The sequence below is a fragment of the Pseudomonas eucalypticola genome (genome assembly GCF_013374995.1).
Taxonomy (GTDB): Bacteria; Pseudomonadota; Gammaproteobacteria; order Pseudomonadales; family Pseudomonadaceae; genus Aquipseudomonas; species Aquipseudomonas eucalypticola.
The window spans coordinates 597,222-611,538 of sequence record NZ_CP056030.1 but is presented as its reverse complement, the minus strand read 5'-3'; the positions used below and the strand labels follow the sequence as shown (position 1 = coordinate 611,538).

15 protein-coding genes are annotated in these 14,317 nt (G+C 62.9%); 2 read left to right on the top strand and 13 right to left on the bottom strand.

Translation table 11 applies throughout. The annotated features are described in order from the left end of the window. Positions 1–19: 19 nt before the first annotated feature. The 7 genes from hflX to HWQ56_RS02765 form a co-directional block, all read right to left on the bottom strand. The gene (gene hflX / locus HWQ56_RS02795; RefSeq protein WP_158157073.1) at positions 20–1,321 is read right to left on the bottom strand and encodes a ribosome rescue GTPase HflX; all 1,302 of its coding nucleotides are present in this window, start codon (positions 1,319–1,321) and stop codon (positions 20–22) included. 12 nt (positions 1,322–1,333) lie between these two features. Continuing rightward, entirely contained in the window at positions 1,334–1,594 is a 261-nt protein-coding gene (gene hfq, locus HWQ56_RS02790; protein WP_008368554.1) for an RNA chaperone Hfq, read from the bottom strand. Positions 1,595–1,689: 95 nt separating this feature from the next. After that, positions 1,690–2,661 (bottom strand): tRNA (adenosine(37)-N6)-dimethylallyltransferase MiaA, encoded by a 972-nt coding sequence (miaA, locus tag HWQ56_RS02785; RefSeq protein ID WP_158157071.1) that lies wholly within the window; start codon positions 2,659–2,661, stop codon positions 1,690–1,692. 5 nt (positions 2,662–2,666) lie between these two features. After that, positions 2,667–4,571: a DNA mismatch repair endonuclease MutL gene (gene mutL, locus HWQ56_RS02780; RefSeq protein ID WP_158157069.1), complete on the bottom strand. Its 1,905-nt coding sequence runs from the start codon at positions 4,569–4,571 to the stop codon at positions 2,667–2,669. Beyond that, complete coding sequence (locus HWQ56_RS02775) at positions 4,568–5,980, bottom strand: N-acetylmuramoyl-L-alanine amidase (protein WP_158157067.1); 1,413 nt, start codon at positions 5,978–5,980, stop codon at positions 4,568–4,570. The genes mutL and HWQ56_RS02775 overlap by 4 nt, the downstream gene beginning before the upstream one ends. Positions 5,981–5,998: 18 nt before the next feature. Beyond that, the gene (tsaE, locus tag HWQ56_RS02770; RefSeq protein WP_158157065.1) at positions 5,999–6,469 is read right to left on the bottom strand and encodes a tRNA (adenosine(37)-N6)-threonylcarbamoyltransferase complex ATPase subunit type 1 TsaE; all 471 of its coding nucleotides are present in this window, start codon (positions 6,467–6,469) and stop codon (positions 5,999–6,001) included. Next, the gene (locus HWQ56_RS02765; protein WP_158157062.1) at positions 6,457–7,956 is read right to left on the bottom strand and encodes an NAD(P)H-hydrate dehydratase; all 1,500 of its coding nucleotides are present in this window, start codon (positions 7,954–7,956) and stop codon (positions 6,457–6,459) included. The genes tsaE and HWQ56_RS02765 overlap by 13 nt, the downstream gene beginning before the upstream one ends. Positions 7,957–8,022: 66 nt before the next feature. Here HWQ56_RS02765 and queG point away from each other — a divergent pair, with 66 nt between their 5' ends. Further along, positions 8,023–9,096: a tRNA epoxyqueuosine(34) reductase QueG gene (gene queG, locus HWQ56_RS02760; protein ID WP_158157061.1), complete on the top strand. Its 1,074-nt coding sequence runs from the start codon at positions 8,023–8,025 to the stop codon at positions 9,094–9,096. Positions 9,097–9,169: 73 nt separating this feature from the next. Here queG and HWQ56_RS02755 read toward each other — a convergent pair whose 3' ends face one another. The 6 genes from HWQ56_RS02755 to HWQ56_RS02735 all read right to left on the bottom strand — a co-directional run bounded on the left by HWQ56_RS02755 (position 9,170) and on the right by HWQ56_RS02735 (position 12,974). After that, positions 9,170–10,198, bottom strand: a complete 1,029-nt coding sequence (locus HWQ56_RS02755; protein WP_176569732.1) for a 2Fe-2S iron-sulfur cluster-binding protein — start codon at positions 10,196–10,198, stop codon at positions 9,170–9,172. A 45-nt stretch (positions 10,199–10,243) separates the two neighbouring features. Beyond that, complete coding sequence (locus tag HWQ56_RS02750; protein ID WP_199267128.1) at positions 10,244–11,107, bottom strand: diiron oxygenase; 864 nt, start codon at positions 11,105–11,107, stop codon at positions 10,244–10,246. A gap of 213 nt (positions 11,108–11,320) precedes the next feature. Further along, complete coding sequence (locus HWQ56_RS02745) at positions 11,321–11,557, bottom strand: hypothetical protein (protein ID WP_158157055.1); 237 nt, start codon at positions 11,555–11,557, stop codon at positions 11,321–11,323. 15 nt (positions 11,558–11,572) lie between these two features. After that, complete coding sequence (locus HWQ56_RS02740) at positions 11,573–12,268, bottom strand: MOSC domain-containing protein (RefSeq protein ID WP_158157053.1); 696 nt, start codon at positions 12,266–12,268, stop codon at positions 11,573–11,575. Beyond that, the gene (locus HWQ56_RS29205; RefSeq protein WP_280634417.1) at positions 12,268–12,393 is read right to left on the bottom strand and encodes a hypothetical protein; all 126 of its coding nucleotides are present in this window, start codon (positions 12,391–12,393) and stop codon (positions 12,268–12,270) included. The genes HWQ56_RS02740 and HWQ56_RS29205 overlap by 1 nt, the downstream gene beginning before the upstream one ends. Before the next feature lie 14 nt (positions 12,394–12,407). Then, on the bottom strand, positions 12,408–12,974 hold the full coding sequence (locus HWQ56_RS02735; protein ID WP_245217813.1) for a glutamine amidotransferase-related protein: 567 nt from the start codon (positions 12,972–12,974) through the stop codon (positions 12,408–12,410). A 28-nt stretch (positions 12,975–13,002) separates the two neighbouring features. On the opposite strand from HWQ56_RS02735, the gene HWQ56_RS02730 reads away from it, so the two are divergent. Further along, positions 13,003–14,310: an aminotransferase class I/II-fold pyridoxal phosphate-dependent enzyme gene (locus HWQ56_RS02730; RefSeq protein WP_176569731.1), complete on the top strand. Its 1,308-nt coding sequence runs from the start codon at positions 13,003–13,005 to the stop codon at positions 14,308–14,310. Positions 14,311–14,317: the final 7 nt, after the last annotated feature.

The following is a 14,317-nucleotide window of genomic DNA, read 5'->3' as shown; positions in this document are numbered from 1 at the left end:
CCGCCGCGTTGCAGGGCTTTTATTGCAAAGTGTGTTGCTCGATGAATTCCAGCGGTTCCATCCCTGCCCGGCTGACCAGACGGTTGAGTTCGCTACGGGGTACACGTACCGCCAACAGGCTGGCACCTTCCTCGTCATGCGCCTCGCTTTGCACCACACCCATCTCGAAAAACTGTGCCCGCAGGCGCGCCAGGTGCTGTGGCAGGCGCAGGGTTGCGACGAACAGGTCCTCGCCCAACAGCTCGGCCACGGCCTGTTTCACCAGGTCCAGGCCACGCCCGTCGCGCGCCGACACCCATACCCGCTGCGGCTTGCCGTCGGCATCGCGTTGGATCTGCGGCTCCACCCCTTCCAGCAGGTCGAGTTTGTTATACACCTCCAGGATCGGCAAGCCTTGAGCGCCGATCTCGGTGAGCACCGCCATGACCTGTTCGATCTGCGCCATACGCTCCGGCTCATGAGCGTCGATCACGTGCAGCAACAGGTCGGAGTTGCTCGACTCTTCGAGCGTAGCTCGGAAAGCCTCCACCAGCTTGTGTGGCAGGTGACGAATGAAGCCCACGGTGTCGGCCAGGATCACCGGGCCCAGATCATCAAGCTCCAGACGGCGCAGGGTCGGGTCCAGGGTGGCGAACAACTGGTCCGCCGCATACACCTCGGACGAGGTCACGGCATTGAACAAGGTGGATTTGCCGGCGTTGGTGTAGCCCACCAGCGATACCGAAGGAATGTCGGCGCGGCGCCGGCCACGACGGGCCTGCTCGCGCTGGCTGCGCACCTTTTCCAGGCGTGCCTTGATCTGGCGCAGGCGCACCCGCAGCAGGCGGCGGTCGGTTTCCAGCTGGGTTTCACCCGGGCCGCGCAGGCCGATACCGCCTTTCTGACGCTCAAGGTGGGTCCAGCCGCGAACCAGCCGCGTACTCATGTGCTCGAGCTGGGCGAGTTCCACCTGCAGCTTGCCTTCATGGGTGCGCGCCCGCTGGGCGAAGATATCCAGGATCAGACCGGTACGGTCAAGCACGCGACACTCGAAAGCACGCTCGAGGTTACGTTCCTGGCTGGGTGTGAGGGTGTGATTGAAAATCACCAGATCGACCTGTTCGGCTTTGACCTGGTCGCGCAATTCCTCGACCTTGCCGCTGCCTATCAGGTATTTGGCCGTGGGCTGATGCCGCGCCACGTTGACGAACGCGACAGTTTCGGCGCCGGCCGAAACGGCCAGCTCCTGAAACTCCTGCGGATCTTCGCGCGCCTCAGGGTCCTGACCATCCAAGTGAACGAGAATGGCCCGTTCACCACCACCGTGGCGCTCAAAGAACAAAGCAGACTCCTATCAGGCGTTACCTGGTTCGACGTCGCCATGCTCGGATTCGGTCGCGCTAGGCAGACGGATCGGGCGCACAGGAACGACGGTGGAGACAGCGTGCTTGTAAACCATCTGGCTTACGGTGTTCTTGAGCAGAATCACGAACTGGTCGAACGATTCGATGGTGCCTTGCAACTTGATACCGTTAACGAGATAGATCGAAACGCCGACCTTCTCTTTACGCAATGTATTCAAGTAAGGGTCTTGTAGCGAATGCCCTTTTGACATGTGCCGCACTCCTTTAAGGATCAATAGTAAGAAATATCAGAAAAAATGATGGCTTAGGCCGCCCCACCCCAAGGATAGACGGCAATTACAAGGACTCAGCTCAATATGGAGACCGTTCCAAGGTATTTCAAGGTGCGTGGCAGATTGTCACAAGCCAGACTGTCCAACCAGTGAAGATCACCGAAGCTTCGCAGCCAGGTGAACTGCCGCTTGGCCAGTTGACGTGTCGCAATGATGCCGCGTTCCTGCATTTCCACCGAGCTCAGCTTGCCATCCAGATGATCCCAGACTTGGCGGTAACCCACTGCACGTATAGACGGCAGGCCGGCGTGCAAGTCACTTCTGGCACGCAAGGCTCTGACCTCGTCGACGAACCCCTGTTCCAGCATCTGCCGAAAACGCAGGGCGATACGCTCGTGAAGCACCTGACGATCCGTCGGCGCAATCGCCAGGCTGGCAACAGTATAGGGCAATTGACCGGCGCCCGTAGCGCCTGCGTCGGTACTTTGCGCAGATTGACGCGCCCGATGCTCGGTCATGCTGGAACCACTTACCCGGTAGACTTCCAAAGCGCGGATCAGGCGCTGGGGGTCATTGGGGTGGATGCGCGCCGCCGAAACGGGGTCGACCCTGGCCAGTTCGTCGTGCAGAACCTGCAGCCCGCCGGCCTGGGCCATGGCCTCCAGCTCTTCGCGCACGGCGGCATCGGCCGGGGGCATATCGGCCAACCCATCCAGCAATGCCTTGAAATACAACATCGTGCCGCCGACCAGTAACGGGATATTGCCCCGCGCGGTGATCTCGGCCATCGCCTGCAAGGCGTCAGCACGAAATTCGGCCGCCGAATAGGCCTCGGACGGGTCGATGATGTCGATCAGGCGGTGTGGGTGGGCGGCCAGAATGGCCTTGGAAGGCTTGGCGGTGCCGATGTCCATGCCACGGTACACCAGCGCCGAATCGACACTGATGAGCTCGATGGGCAGCACCTTGCTCAGTTCGATGGCCAGGTCGGTCTTGCCGGCAGCCGTGGGGCCCATCAGGAATATCGCGGGGGGTAACGCACTCATGGGTATCAACGGCCACGCAGGAAGAGTTTGTCCAGGTCGTCCAGGCCCATTTGGGTCCAGGTGGGACGGCCGTGGTTGCATTGGCCGCTGCGCTCGGTGTTTTCCATGTCGCGCAGCAGGCCGTTCATTTCCGGGATGGCCAGGCGCCGGTTGGCGCGGATGGCGCCATGGCAGGCCATGGTGCCCAGCAGCTCGTTGAGGTGGGCCTGGATACGGTCGCTGGTGCCGTACTCCATGAGGTCGGCGAGTACGTCATGCACCAGGCGGTTGGCCTCGGCCTGCTTGAGCAGGGCCGGGATCTGCCGGATGGCCAGGCTTTCCGGGCCCAGGCGTTGCAGCTCGAAGCCCAGGCGCTGGAACCACACCGCATGCTCCTCGGCGCAATCGGCCTCGCGCTGGCTGACAGCGATGGACTCGGGCACCAGCAGCGGTTGGCCACTGAGGCCTTCGCTGGCCATGGCCACCTTCAGGCGCTCATACATGATGCGCTCGTGGGCGGCATGCATGTCTACCAGCACCAGGCCCTGGGCGTTCTCGGACAAGATGTAAATGCCCTTGAGCTGGGCCAACGCGTAGCCCAGCGGCGGGATATCACCCTGGCCTTCCGGCAGGTTGGGGGCCGCGGTATCCGCTGCTTGGGGCAACGGTGCATAGAATTCACGGTAGGCCGCCTGGGTCTCGGCGGTTGGCATCGGCTGGGCTGGGCGGGGGACATATTGGTAGCCCGCGCCTGAGCTGGCACTGTAGCCGCGGCTGGCAACTTCCGGTTGCTGCTGTTGCTGCTCGAGCACGCTGGCGGCCAGGCGCATCTCGCCCTGGGGCCCGAATTCACCGGCCTCCAGGCCGCTGGGGCGCGCTGCTGGTTCGATGGCCGGGGCAGCCGGCAACTGGTTTTCCGGGCGCACGTCCGCCAGGGCGCGGTGCAGGGTGCCGTAGAGGAAATCATGCACCATGCGCCCATCACGGAAGCGCACTTCGTGCTTGGTGGGGTGGACGTTGACGTCCACCACCGCTGGGTCCACTTCGAAGAACAGGACGAACGTGGGGTGGCGGCCGTTGAACAGCACATCGCGGTAGGCCTGGCGCACCGCGTGGGCCACCAGCTTGTCGCGCACGGCGCGGCCGTTGACGAAGAAGTACTGCATGTCGGCCTGGCTGCGCGAGAAGGTCGGCAGGCCGACCCAACCCCACAGGTGCAGGCCGTTACGCTCGACTTCGATGGGCAGGGCCTGCTCCAGGAAACCCGGGCCGCAGATGGCACCCACGCGTCGGGCGCGGGCCGTGTCGTCGTGGGCTTCGTGCAGGCTGAGGATGCTCTTGCCGTTGTGGCGCAGGTGGAAGCCTACGTCAAAACGCGCCAGGGCCAGGCGCTTGATCACTTCTTGCAGGTGATCGAATTCGGTTTTTTCGGTTTTGAGAAACTTGCGCCGCGCCGGGGTATTGAAGAACAGGTCGCGCACTTCAACCGAAGTGCCTACCGGGTGCGCGGCCGGCTGCACGCGCGGGGACATGTCCCGGCCTTCGGTTTCCACCTGCCAGGCCTGCTCGGCATCCCGGGTGCGCGAGGTCAGGGTCAGGCGTGCCACCGAGCTGATCGACGCCAGGGCTTCACCCCGAAACCCCAGGCTCATCACCCGTTCCAGGTCTTCCAGGTCACGGATCTTGCTGGTGGCGTGGCGGGCCAGCGCCAGGGGCAGGTCGTCCGAGGCAATACCGCTGCCGTCGTCGCGTACCCGCAGAAGCTTCACACCGCCCTGCTCCACTTCCACATCAATGCGCCGGGCGCCGGAGTCCAGGCTGTTTTCCAGCAGTTCCTTGATCACCGACGCCGGGCGCTCAACCACCTCGCCAGCGGCGATCTGGTTGGCGAGCCGCGGGCTGAGCAGCTCAATACGGGCGGAAGACGTCATTGCTGTGCCGCCAATACGGTTGCAGGAATTTCCAGGGTCTGGCCTATCTTCAATTCATCGGTGGTCAGGTTGTTGGCGCTGCGCAGGGTAGCCACCGACTGGTTGTAGCGCACGGCAAGCATCGGCAGGGTTTCGCCGGGGCGCACCACGTGTTCGGTAGGGCCCTGGGCCAGTTTTCCGCTGTCGCGCAGCCAGGCGATGTAGGTGCCCGGTGGCGGGTTCTGCTGGAAGAACTGGCGTACGCCGCTGGTGATGGAGCGCGCCAGCGCTTGCTGGTGGCTGGAGCTTTGCAGCTTGGCGGCTTCGCCCGAGTTGGAGATGAAGCCAGTCTCCACCAGGATCGAGGGGATGTCCGGGGACTTCAGCACCATGAACCCGGCCTGCTCGACCCGTGCCTTGTGCAGCGGCGTCACGCGGCCGATGTTGCTCAATACTTTCTGGCCGACGTTGAGGCTGGAGCTCAGCGAGGCCGTCATGGACAGGTCCAGCAGCACACCGGCGAGCATCTTGTCCTTGTCATCGAGGCTCACGGCCCCGGCACCGCCGATCAGGTCGGAACGGTTTTCACTGTCAGCCAGCCAGCGCGCGGTCTCGGAAGTGGCCCCGCGCTCGGACAGGGCGAATACCGAGGCGCCCACGGCCGCCGAGGATGGCGCGGCGTCGGCATGGATGGACACGAAAAGGTCGGCGCCCTTCTTGCGGGCGATCTCGGTGCGCTGGCGCAACGGGATAAAGTAGTCACCTGTACGGGTCAACTCGGCGCGGAAACCCTTCTCGCCGTTGATCTGGCGTTGCAGCTCGCGGGCGATCTGCAGGGTGATGTCTTTTTCATGCTGGCCGCGCGAGCCAGAGGCACCTGGGTCTTCGCCGCCGTGGCCGGCGTCGATGGCAACAATGATGTCACGCTTGCCGTTTGGCACCGGCGCCAGCTTGATCGCCGGCTGCACCGGGGTCACCGGCACGGCCGGAGTAGTGGCCACGGTAGGCTCCGGCGGTGGCGGCGTGGCGTCGGCGGCGTTGTCGAACAGGTCTACCACGAGGCGGTTGCCATATTGCTGGTTGGGCGCCAGGGAGAAGCTTTTCGGGGTCACGGCCTTCTTCAGGTCGATGACCACCCGCAGGTCGGTGGGCGTTCGCTGGGCCGAACGTACCGAGGTAATCGGCGTATTGGCGATCGGCAGGTTCAACGGCGTGCCCAGGGTAGCGCCGTTGATGTCGATCACCAGGCGGTCAGGCGATTGCAGGGTGAACAGGCTATGCTCGACCGGGCCCGACAGGTCGAATACCAGTCGCGTGTTATCCGGCGCTCGCCACAGGCGAACACTCTTGACCTGCGAAGCCGCCACGGCGTCGACGGCATATGCCACCAACAGCAACCCCACCAACGCGACCAGCGCGCGAATGCGCATACAAACACCCACCCAAAATTATTTGAATTCCCGTGCCAGGACGGCACACCACGACTCGCCACGCGCGCCCTGTGGCGTCAAAGTCAGCGAACGGCCGCCCGCGTGGGGGCGTATGGTAATGGTCAGGTCAGGCTTTGGCAAAAAGCCCGCACCACGCTGAGGCCACTCGATCAGACAGAGAGCGTCACCTTCAAAGTAATCCCGAATGCCAAGAAATTCCAGTTCTTCGGGATCGACAAGGCGATACAGATCAAAATGATAGGCGCGAAAGCTCGCGGACTCGTAAGGTTCGACCAGGGTGAAGGTCGGGCTCTTCACCGCCCCGGTGTGCCCAAGCCCGCGGATCAGCCCACGTGACAGCGTGGTTTTACCGGCCCCCAGGTCGCCTTCGAGGAAGATCACCCCGATGGCCTGGGTGACCTGTGCCAGACGGCCGCCAAAGGCGACCATGGCGTCTTCGTCGGGCACAAACAGCTCTATTTCAGACAAGGGGACAGCTCCTCGAACAACTGACGGATGGCTGGAATCAGATCGGTGGCCGCCAGCCCGCGGCCCTTGCTACCTTGTTGCTCGCCCGCGCATGCGTGCAGCCACACGCCCAGACAGGCGGCATCATACGGCGCCATGTGCTGGGCCAGAAGAGCGCCCAGCACACCGCTGAGCACATCCCCCAGCCCGGCGGTGGCCATGGCCGGGTGGCCGTGGTTGCACAGTGCCAGGCGGCCATCCGGCGCGGCGATCAAGCTGCCGGCGCCTTTCAGTACGCAGACGGTCGAAAACTTCTTCGCCAGGGCCAGCGCCGCATGGGCACGGTCGGCCTGCACCTGGGCGGTCGTCACGCCCAGCAGGCGCGCTGCCTCGCCCGGGTGTGGGGTAATGATGCACCCCGCTGGCAAGGCCACGCGGCCCTCGGCCAACTGGTTCAGGGCATCGGCGTCCCAGACCTGAGCCTTGGCCACCGTCGCCGCAATGGACAGCAGGCTACGCCCCCAACTGGCCTGGCCAAGGCCGGGGCCGATGACGACGATATCGGCCTTGTCCAGCGGGCCCAGCAGTTGATTGGACGAATGAACCCCCAGGGCCATCACCTCGGGCAGTCGGGTAATGGCCGCTGGCACATGCTCGGACCGGGTCGCCAGGCTGACCATGCCAGCCCCCGTGCGCAAGGCCGCTTCCGCGCTCATCAAGGTGGCTCCCCCCGTGCCCAGGTCGCCACCGATGACCAGCACCTGGCCGTAATTGCCCTTGTGCGCGGTCATGGGCCTTGGGGCGGGGCGGGGAAGTGAAGCGATGCTCAGGCGCCGAGCCATGACCGGCTGGGCAGCCACGATCGCCGGCTCAGCCTGCAGGTCGTCAAACACCAGGCGGCCCACCTGGTCGGCAGCCTGGCCGCTGAACAGCCCGAACTTCAAGCCGATGAAGGTCACCGTGAGGTCGGCCCTGACCCCATGGCCAAGGACCTGACCGGTATCGGTGCACAGCCCCGAAGGGATATCCACCGCCAACACTGGCAGGCCACTGGCGTTCATAGCGTCGATGGCGTCGGCGTAGGGCGAACGCACCGTGCCGGTCAGGCCAGTGCCCAGCAGCGCGTCCACCAGCACCCCTTGCAAGGGCGTATCCGCCGACCAAGGCTGGATGTCGACCCGGGCAGCCCGCGCCTCAGCCAGCGCCGCCGCGGCATCACCCTGCAGACGGGCGGTATCACCCACCGCCAGCACAGTCACCGACCAGCCCGCTCGCTGGGCCAGGGCCGCAATCAGGTAGCCGTCGCCGGCATTGTTGCCGTGCCCGGCCAGTACCGTTACCCCATCGGCCTGAGGCCACTGGCGGCGCAAGGCGCGCCAGGCGGCATGGGCGGCGCGCTGCATCAGTTCGAAACCGTCGGTACCGGCCGCGATCAGGGCCGCATCGAGGGCCCGCACCTGGGCCGCGCTGTACAGCAGGTCGGGCATGTCGTCGTCTGGAAGTGGCATGGTTGAACGTTCACTCGCAATGTCTGGCAGAATTATACCCACCTCAGCCTCGGTTTCCCTCTTCGCATGTCCGCCGTTATCGCCGATCTCCCCGCCCTGGCCCAATCCATCAAAGACTGGGGCCGCGAACTGGGCTTCCAGCAAGTCGGCATCGCCGGCCTGGACCTTGGCGAACACGAAAAACACCTGGAACGCTGGCTGGCGGCCGGCTACCACGGCGAAATGGAGTACATGGGCGCCCACGGCAGCAAGCGCTCGCACCCGGAAGAACTGGTACCGGGCACCTTGCGCGTGATCTCCCTGCGCATGGACTATCTGCCCGGCGACACTGGCATGGCGCAGTTGCTGGCCCAGCCGGAAAAGGCCTATGTGTCGCGCTACGCCCTGGGTCGCGACTACCACAAGCTGATTCGCAAGCGCGTGCAGCACCTGGCCGAACGGATCCAGCAGGCTATCGGGCCGTTTGGCTACCGCGCTTTCGTCGACAGCGCCCCGGTGCTGGAAAAAGCCATCGCCGAACAGGCGGGGCTGGGCTGGATAGGCAAGAACACCCTGGTGCTGAACCGCAAGGCAGGCAGCTACTTCTTCCTCAGCGAATTGTTTGTCGACCTGCCGCTGCCAGTCGATGAACCACACGCAACCGAGCACTGCGGTCGCTGCAGCGCCTGCCTGGACATTTGCCCCACCAACGCCTTCGTCGGGCCCTATGTGCTGGATGCGCGGCGGTGCATTTCGTACCTGACCATCGAGCTCAAGAGCGCGATCCCGGAAGAGCTGCGACCGCTGATCGGCAACCGCGTGTTCGGCTGCGATGACTGCCAGATCGTCTGCCCCTGGAACCGCTTCGCACGCCCCACTGCCGAGGGCGACTTCAAGCCGCGGCACAACCTGGACAACGCCGGCCTGGCGGAGCTGTTCCTGTGGGACGAGGACCGGTTTCTGAACAGCACAGAAGGCTCGCCCCTGCGGCGGGCGGGTTATGAGCGCTGGTTGCGCAACCTGGCGGTGGGCTTGGGGAACGCGCCTTCGACCATTCCAGTGCTGGAGGCCCTGGAGGCGCGGCGCGATTACCCTTCCGAGTTAGTGCGCGAGCATGTGGAATGGGCGCTGCGTCAGCATGCACAACGCGCCTCGGCGTAGTGGCTGGAAGCATCCACCGCCCCAGCGCGCGCAAAGGCAGTCGCTGTTCTGGAAACCCACTCAGGCCAGCAGGTTATTGTGAGCCGGGCCGCTCTACCGATATTTCATCACCCAGCGCGTAAGTGCAGCAGGCCAATACGTGACCCTTCGCCCGATCCTTCGCGCTTATGGCGAAATCGTCGCTGGTCCGATATTCGCCGGACCGCACTTTGATCCGGCATCGGCCGCATATTCCCGCGCGGCACTGGTTGGGGATGGAAACACCTTGCTCCTCCAACCCCTCCAGCAGTGATTTGCCAGGGTCAATATTCAGCACCACACCATCGATCCTTGCCTTGACCCGCACCGTCGCTGCTGTTTCCGCGCCCTCGGGGTTCACGCTGTTGAACGCCTCGACGAAGATTTCGCTGCCAGGCAAATGCTGGCGCGCATATTCCTCATGGCACTGGGCAAAAGAATAGCCGCCGCAGATCACCACACCCTCCCATTCCTGCGTGCCGAACACTGCCGCCGGGGCGGGCCTGCCAGGGGCGAAGCATTGCACACGCGACAGGATGCGCTGGCGTGTCAGGTGCACGCTGAGCTCAAACCAATCGGACTCCAGGTGAAGTGACAACAGTTCCTGCAGGAAGGGCAAGCGCTGCAGGTCCTGGATGACTGCAACAAAATGAACCTTCGGAACAGCTTCACCTCGCTGACGCCGTTGCAGCAAGCCGCGCAGCAGGGCAATGGGCAACGTCACCCCTATGCTGGAGGCGAGCATCAACAGGGAGTTCATGTGCACAACCCGGTCGACATTGATGTCCCCCCCTACTCCCGCCAAGGCCACCACGCACCCAGGCCGCATTCGGTCCACCAGGCTATCGGAAACGCCACCCTTGCCTGAACGCCTGACCGATACCTGAAACCCATTGGCGGGTCCCACCCCGCAGATCGAATAACAGCGACGCCCCGGACGCCCCTGCAGATCAGGAAAGTCAATGAGAATGAAATGCCCTAACCGAATGTACTTGCCAACCTTGTCATCGAGCGCAGTGAAACCGATCGACCATATATCCTGTGCTTCCTGCCGCAGCCAGTCACAGACCAAATACGATTCCAAAGCCCTCTCCTCTCTATTGTCCGCGGCAACCACCAGATAGCAGCCTCAATCAAGACCGATGCGTTCAAGCAATGCGGTGACAGAATCGGTATAGACCTGCACCTCGGCAAAACCCTGGCTGTCGGCAATGATGTCATCGGCCCCGGCCAGCCCCACCAGTGAGAACACATGAGCCCAAGCGCCCATTTCGTTATCGGCGAACATATGCACGGTTTTCCTGATGACTTGCTGCAAATAAACCCGCTCGGACAGGGAAAGCCCCTGGACGATATCCATGGCAACAAAAGAGAAGACACTCGAATGACTCCATTCATCCTCGGCATGCGTTCGGGTTACTTCGCGACAGACAACTTGAATGGCAGCATCTTCAGACATTCGTTTCAAATAATCGGTGATCATGGTTTCGCTGGCGCACGCCATGCCGAAGCGCGTTAATCTGCGCTGCCACTCCGCTGTGCAGGACGCCAGTATTTCATCCTTCCACCGCAGCAGATTGAATTGCGAAAAGTTCAACAGCGGTACATGCCGCCGGTCATAGATGTAATTGCAGGCACTGACCGACATTTTCGTATGCAGGGCCTCGTCCAGCAATGCCTCGGCTATCGCCTCCTGCATGACGGACCTTCGATGCCCAACCAGTGGCGAAAACTTGAGAAGGTCTTCGCAGGCAGGCGTGACAATATCGCACTCGATGTAGATCGTTTTCAGATTGTAGATAATCCAGGCGTATGTCAGGCACTCGGACTGCTGTTGGCCGGTGGCGCACTGCCACGCTTCATGCCGGGAGAATGGCAGCAACGCTTCGCAGAAGTCAGGACGCGCCGCATCAAATACCATATGCTCGAATGAAAGCGGTGCACGATTGACCGCTGCCCGACTATTCCAAAGCATCGTCAGTTTCTCCAGCATGGCCGTAACCGCACTGGACTCATCACCCGCACAGGACATTGATTTTCTCCCTGAAAATACTGCACGACGATGCTGATATCAGCATCTTTGGTTGTTCACTGGGAACGTGAATCCCAAGAGCAACAATTATCGTGCAATATTGTTCAAATCAATACCCCTCAAACAAGAAAGAGAAGTCTCCTACACTCAAACACACAAAAGACCAATAGCAAATCAATCAAAAACATAGGGCGTAAAAATAGGCTCGGCAAAACACAGTTTTATACCTTCAGGCGTAGACTCCAGGAGCCGCTTTTCACCCACTCGTTTCAGCACACGAAGACTGAAGCCTTCATCCACACCAAACCTGCCGATGACATCCCCCAGCACATTCAACGGGTTTGATCGCTCAACGTCGATCGCGCACCACAGCTTTCCTTCCTTGCTGACTTCAACCCTGAATAGTTCCAAGAAACAATTCCTTCTTCATATCGATGATGTAGAACCGTGCAACCGCCCACTCCAATCCTCCACTTGCCCCTCGCGCAAGCGGCGATCAACCAGGCGTTGCCAGGAGGGCACCAATGGCAGCATCCGCAGCGCTACCAACTCGGCACGGTCCATCGAGCGGTGATAGAGGAGTGAAATGATGCGCCGCAGGGTCCATTCCGGATAAGGCCGCGTCAGCAGTTCAAATGAATCGCCGACGCTCATCTCCCCTTCTTCCAAAACCCGGTAATACCAGCCTGTCATGCCCGTGCGCTGCATTTGCAACGCCATGTCGCCCACGACAAAGCGGTCGTTGAGCTTCCAGCAGGGCTGTCGCGTCTGGCTGACTTCCAGTACCGCGCTGCCACAGCCGATGACATCGCCCAGGCAAACCGTATCTTCCGTCATGCCCGAGGTATGAAGATTCTCGCCAAACGCACCTGGCGCCTGCAGCAGAGGATGTGCGCCCACATGCGAATGCCATGACGCGTAGTGTTCGGACGGGTACTGATGGACGGCCTTGTCGATGCCGCCATGGATGCGCCGGTCTCCCTGTTCGTCTCCCTGCAAGCCCAAGGTCGACACGGCGATCGTGGCACCTGCCGGTTGTTTGGCGATGGCGCTGTGGGTGCCGTCCCGGGTGAAGGGCACCGCTTTGCCTATCAACAAGGCCTCAAGCCTGCCCAGGCGCATCAGGCCGGGCCTTCGGGCAGATCCAGCCAGTCGGCGAACAGCTGCTGGCACAGCAGCACCTCGCCGGCGCGCAACTCGGCTGCCTGGCTGCGCAGCGCCCGCGGGTCGATGCCTGCACCGTGCAACTCAGCGCAATGGCCTACCAGCCAGGCCTCGATCTGCCGAGGGTCTGCTTCCAGATGGAACTGCAACGCCAGCACGGCGTTGCCAACGGCGAAAGCCTGATGCGGGCAGGCGGCGGAGGCCGCGAGGTGCGTGGCGCCCGGGGGATCTCGAACTGGTCGCCGTGCCAATGCAATACCGGTATCGATGCGTGCAGCGGCGCGAGCACCGACGTGCGCCCCGCGGCCGTGAGGGTCAGCGGGGCATAGCCTATTTCCTTCACCCCCATGGGTCTTACCTGGCCCCCCATCGCCCGGGCGATCAGTTGCGCCCCCAGGCACACCCCGAGCAACTTGCGGCCTGAGGCCAGCCGTTGCTCCACCCATTGCAAGACGCCGGCCAGATACGGATAGACAGCCTCATCGAAGGCGCCGATGGGACCGCCCAGCAGCACCAGCAAGTCCGGTTCGCCGGCGTCCAGTTCAGCAAGGTCGGTTACTGGCGCCTCGAACATGCGCACGCGATAACCACGCTGTTCGAGCACCTCGGCAAATACGCCCAAGCCTTCGAACGCCAGATGACGCACAACCCAAGCACTTTTCATTTTTGTACCAATACAATATAGTTAATGTATGAATACATTATTGGTGACTGGCTCCACTGCTGTCGAGATCGCTGAATCGATTGAACAGCTTATCCGCGACCGGGAAATTGTTACCGGGCATCTTCTGCCAGCCGTTCGTTCCTTGGCAGCGCAGCTCGACGTCAGCCCCAACACCGTGGGCGCTGCGTACAAGTTACTGCGCGATGCCCAGTGGGTCGTGACGGACGGCAGGCGCGGCACCCGCGTGGCGGCCGAGCAAGCGAGCGCCATTGCCCGCCATGCACTGCCAGAGCATTTGCGCGACCTTGCCAGCGGCAACGTCGACGCGCGCCTGCTGCCGCGCCTGGACGCCCAGGAATGGGCTGGTATGCCCGGCGACACGGGCTACGATATCCAGGCCAATGAGCCTCAGCTGCTGGACCTGGCGGCGCGCTGGCTGCATAGCCAGCACCTGCCGTCCCAGGACATCGGCGTATTTCAGGGCGCCATGGACTGCATGGAAAAAGCCCTGCGCGCCCACTGCCGCCCCGGCAATCGGGTCCTCGTGGAATCACCTTGCTGGCCACCGGTATTGGCACTGCTGGCCAGCCTGCGGCTGAAACCCGTCGCCTTGCTCAGCGACAACCACGGCGCCTGCGTTCCAAGTGAACAGGCACTGCAGAATGCCGCGGCTGTGATTCTCACGCCGCGAGCCCAGAACCCCACAGGGCGAACGTTTTCGGAAAGCCGCTGGCAAACCTGGGCAAACGCGCTGCAAGAAGCGCCCGGGACGCTGCTGATATTGGACGACCATTGGGGCCCGCTCAGCCATGCCACCCCACCCCAGGCCATGGCGATGCCGGCGCGCTGGGTGCACATCACCTCGGCCAGCAAATTTCTGGGGCCCGACCTGCGGCTGTCGGTGGTGACGGGCGCCCCCCAGGTGCTGGCGGCCATGCAGCGTTTGCAGGCACTGGCATCGCGCTGGGTAAGCCTGCTGGTGCAGCGCCTGGCCGCGAGGCTGTGGCAGCAAGCGCTGGACCAAGGGCAGTTGCGGCACGCCGCTGAGAGCTATGCACAGCGGCGCCACGCATTGATCGACGCACTTGGCCGCCATGGGGTGCAGTGCGAGCAAGGCGGCGAGGGAATGCATGTGTGGTTGCCGGTGGCAGACGAGGCTTCTGCCGTGCAGGCGCTGGCATCCTATGGCTGGGGCGTGCAGCCCGGCACGCCCTTCAGCCCGGGGGGCAGCGCAGCGGTTCGGGTCAGCACGGCCAACCTGGAGAGCGCTGACATCGAGGCGCTGGCGCGGGATATCGCCTTGTCGCTGCGCTTGAGTCGGCGGCCGGTTTATTAGCCGATTG

Bases quoted from the DNA above. Each gene is read 5' to 3' on its own strand.
- hfq (WP_008368554.1), bottom strand. From the start codon at position 1,594: ATGTCAAAAGGGCATTCGCTACAAGACCCTTACTTGAATACATTGCGT.
- miaA (WP_158157071.1), bottom strand. From the start codon at position 2,661: ATGAGTGCGTTACCCCCCGCGATATTCCTGATGGGCCCCACGGCTGCC.
- mutL (WP_158157069.1), bottom strand. From the start codon at position 4,571: ATGACGTCTTCCGCCCGTATTGAGCTGCTCAGCCCGCGGCTCGCCAAC.
- HWQ56_RS02775 (WP_158157067.1), bottom strand. From the start codon at position 5,980: ATGCGCATTCGCGCGCTGGTCGCGTTGGTGGGGTTGCTGTTGGTGGCA.
- HWQ56_RS02765 (WP_158157062.1), bottom strand. From the start codon at position 7,956: ATGCCACTTCCAGACGACGACATGCCCGACCTGCTGTACAGCGCGGCC.
- queG (WP_158157061.1), top strand. From the start codon at position 8,023: ATGTCCGCCGTTATCGCCGATCTCCCCGCCCTGGCCCAATCCATCAAA.
- HWQ56_RS02750 (WP_199267128.1), bottom strand. From the start codon at position 11,107: ATGCTGGAGAAACTGACGATGCTTTGGAATAGTCGGGCAGCGGTCAAT.
- HWQ56_RS02740 (WP_158157053.1), bottom strand. From the start codon at position 12,268: ATGCGCCTGGGCAGGCTTGAGGCCTTGTTGATAGGCAAAGCGGTGCCC.
- HWQ56_RS02735 (WP_245217813.1), bottom strand. From the start codon at position 12,974: ATGAAAAGTGCTTGGGTTGTGCGTCATCTGGCGTTCGAAGGCTTGGGC.
- HWQ56_RS02730 (WP_176569731.1), top strand. From the start codon at position 13,003: ATGAATACATTATTGGTGACTGGCTCCACTGCTGTCGAGATCGCTGAA.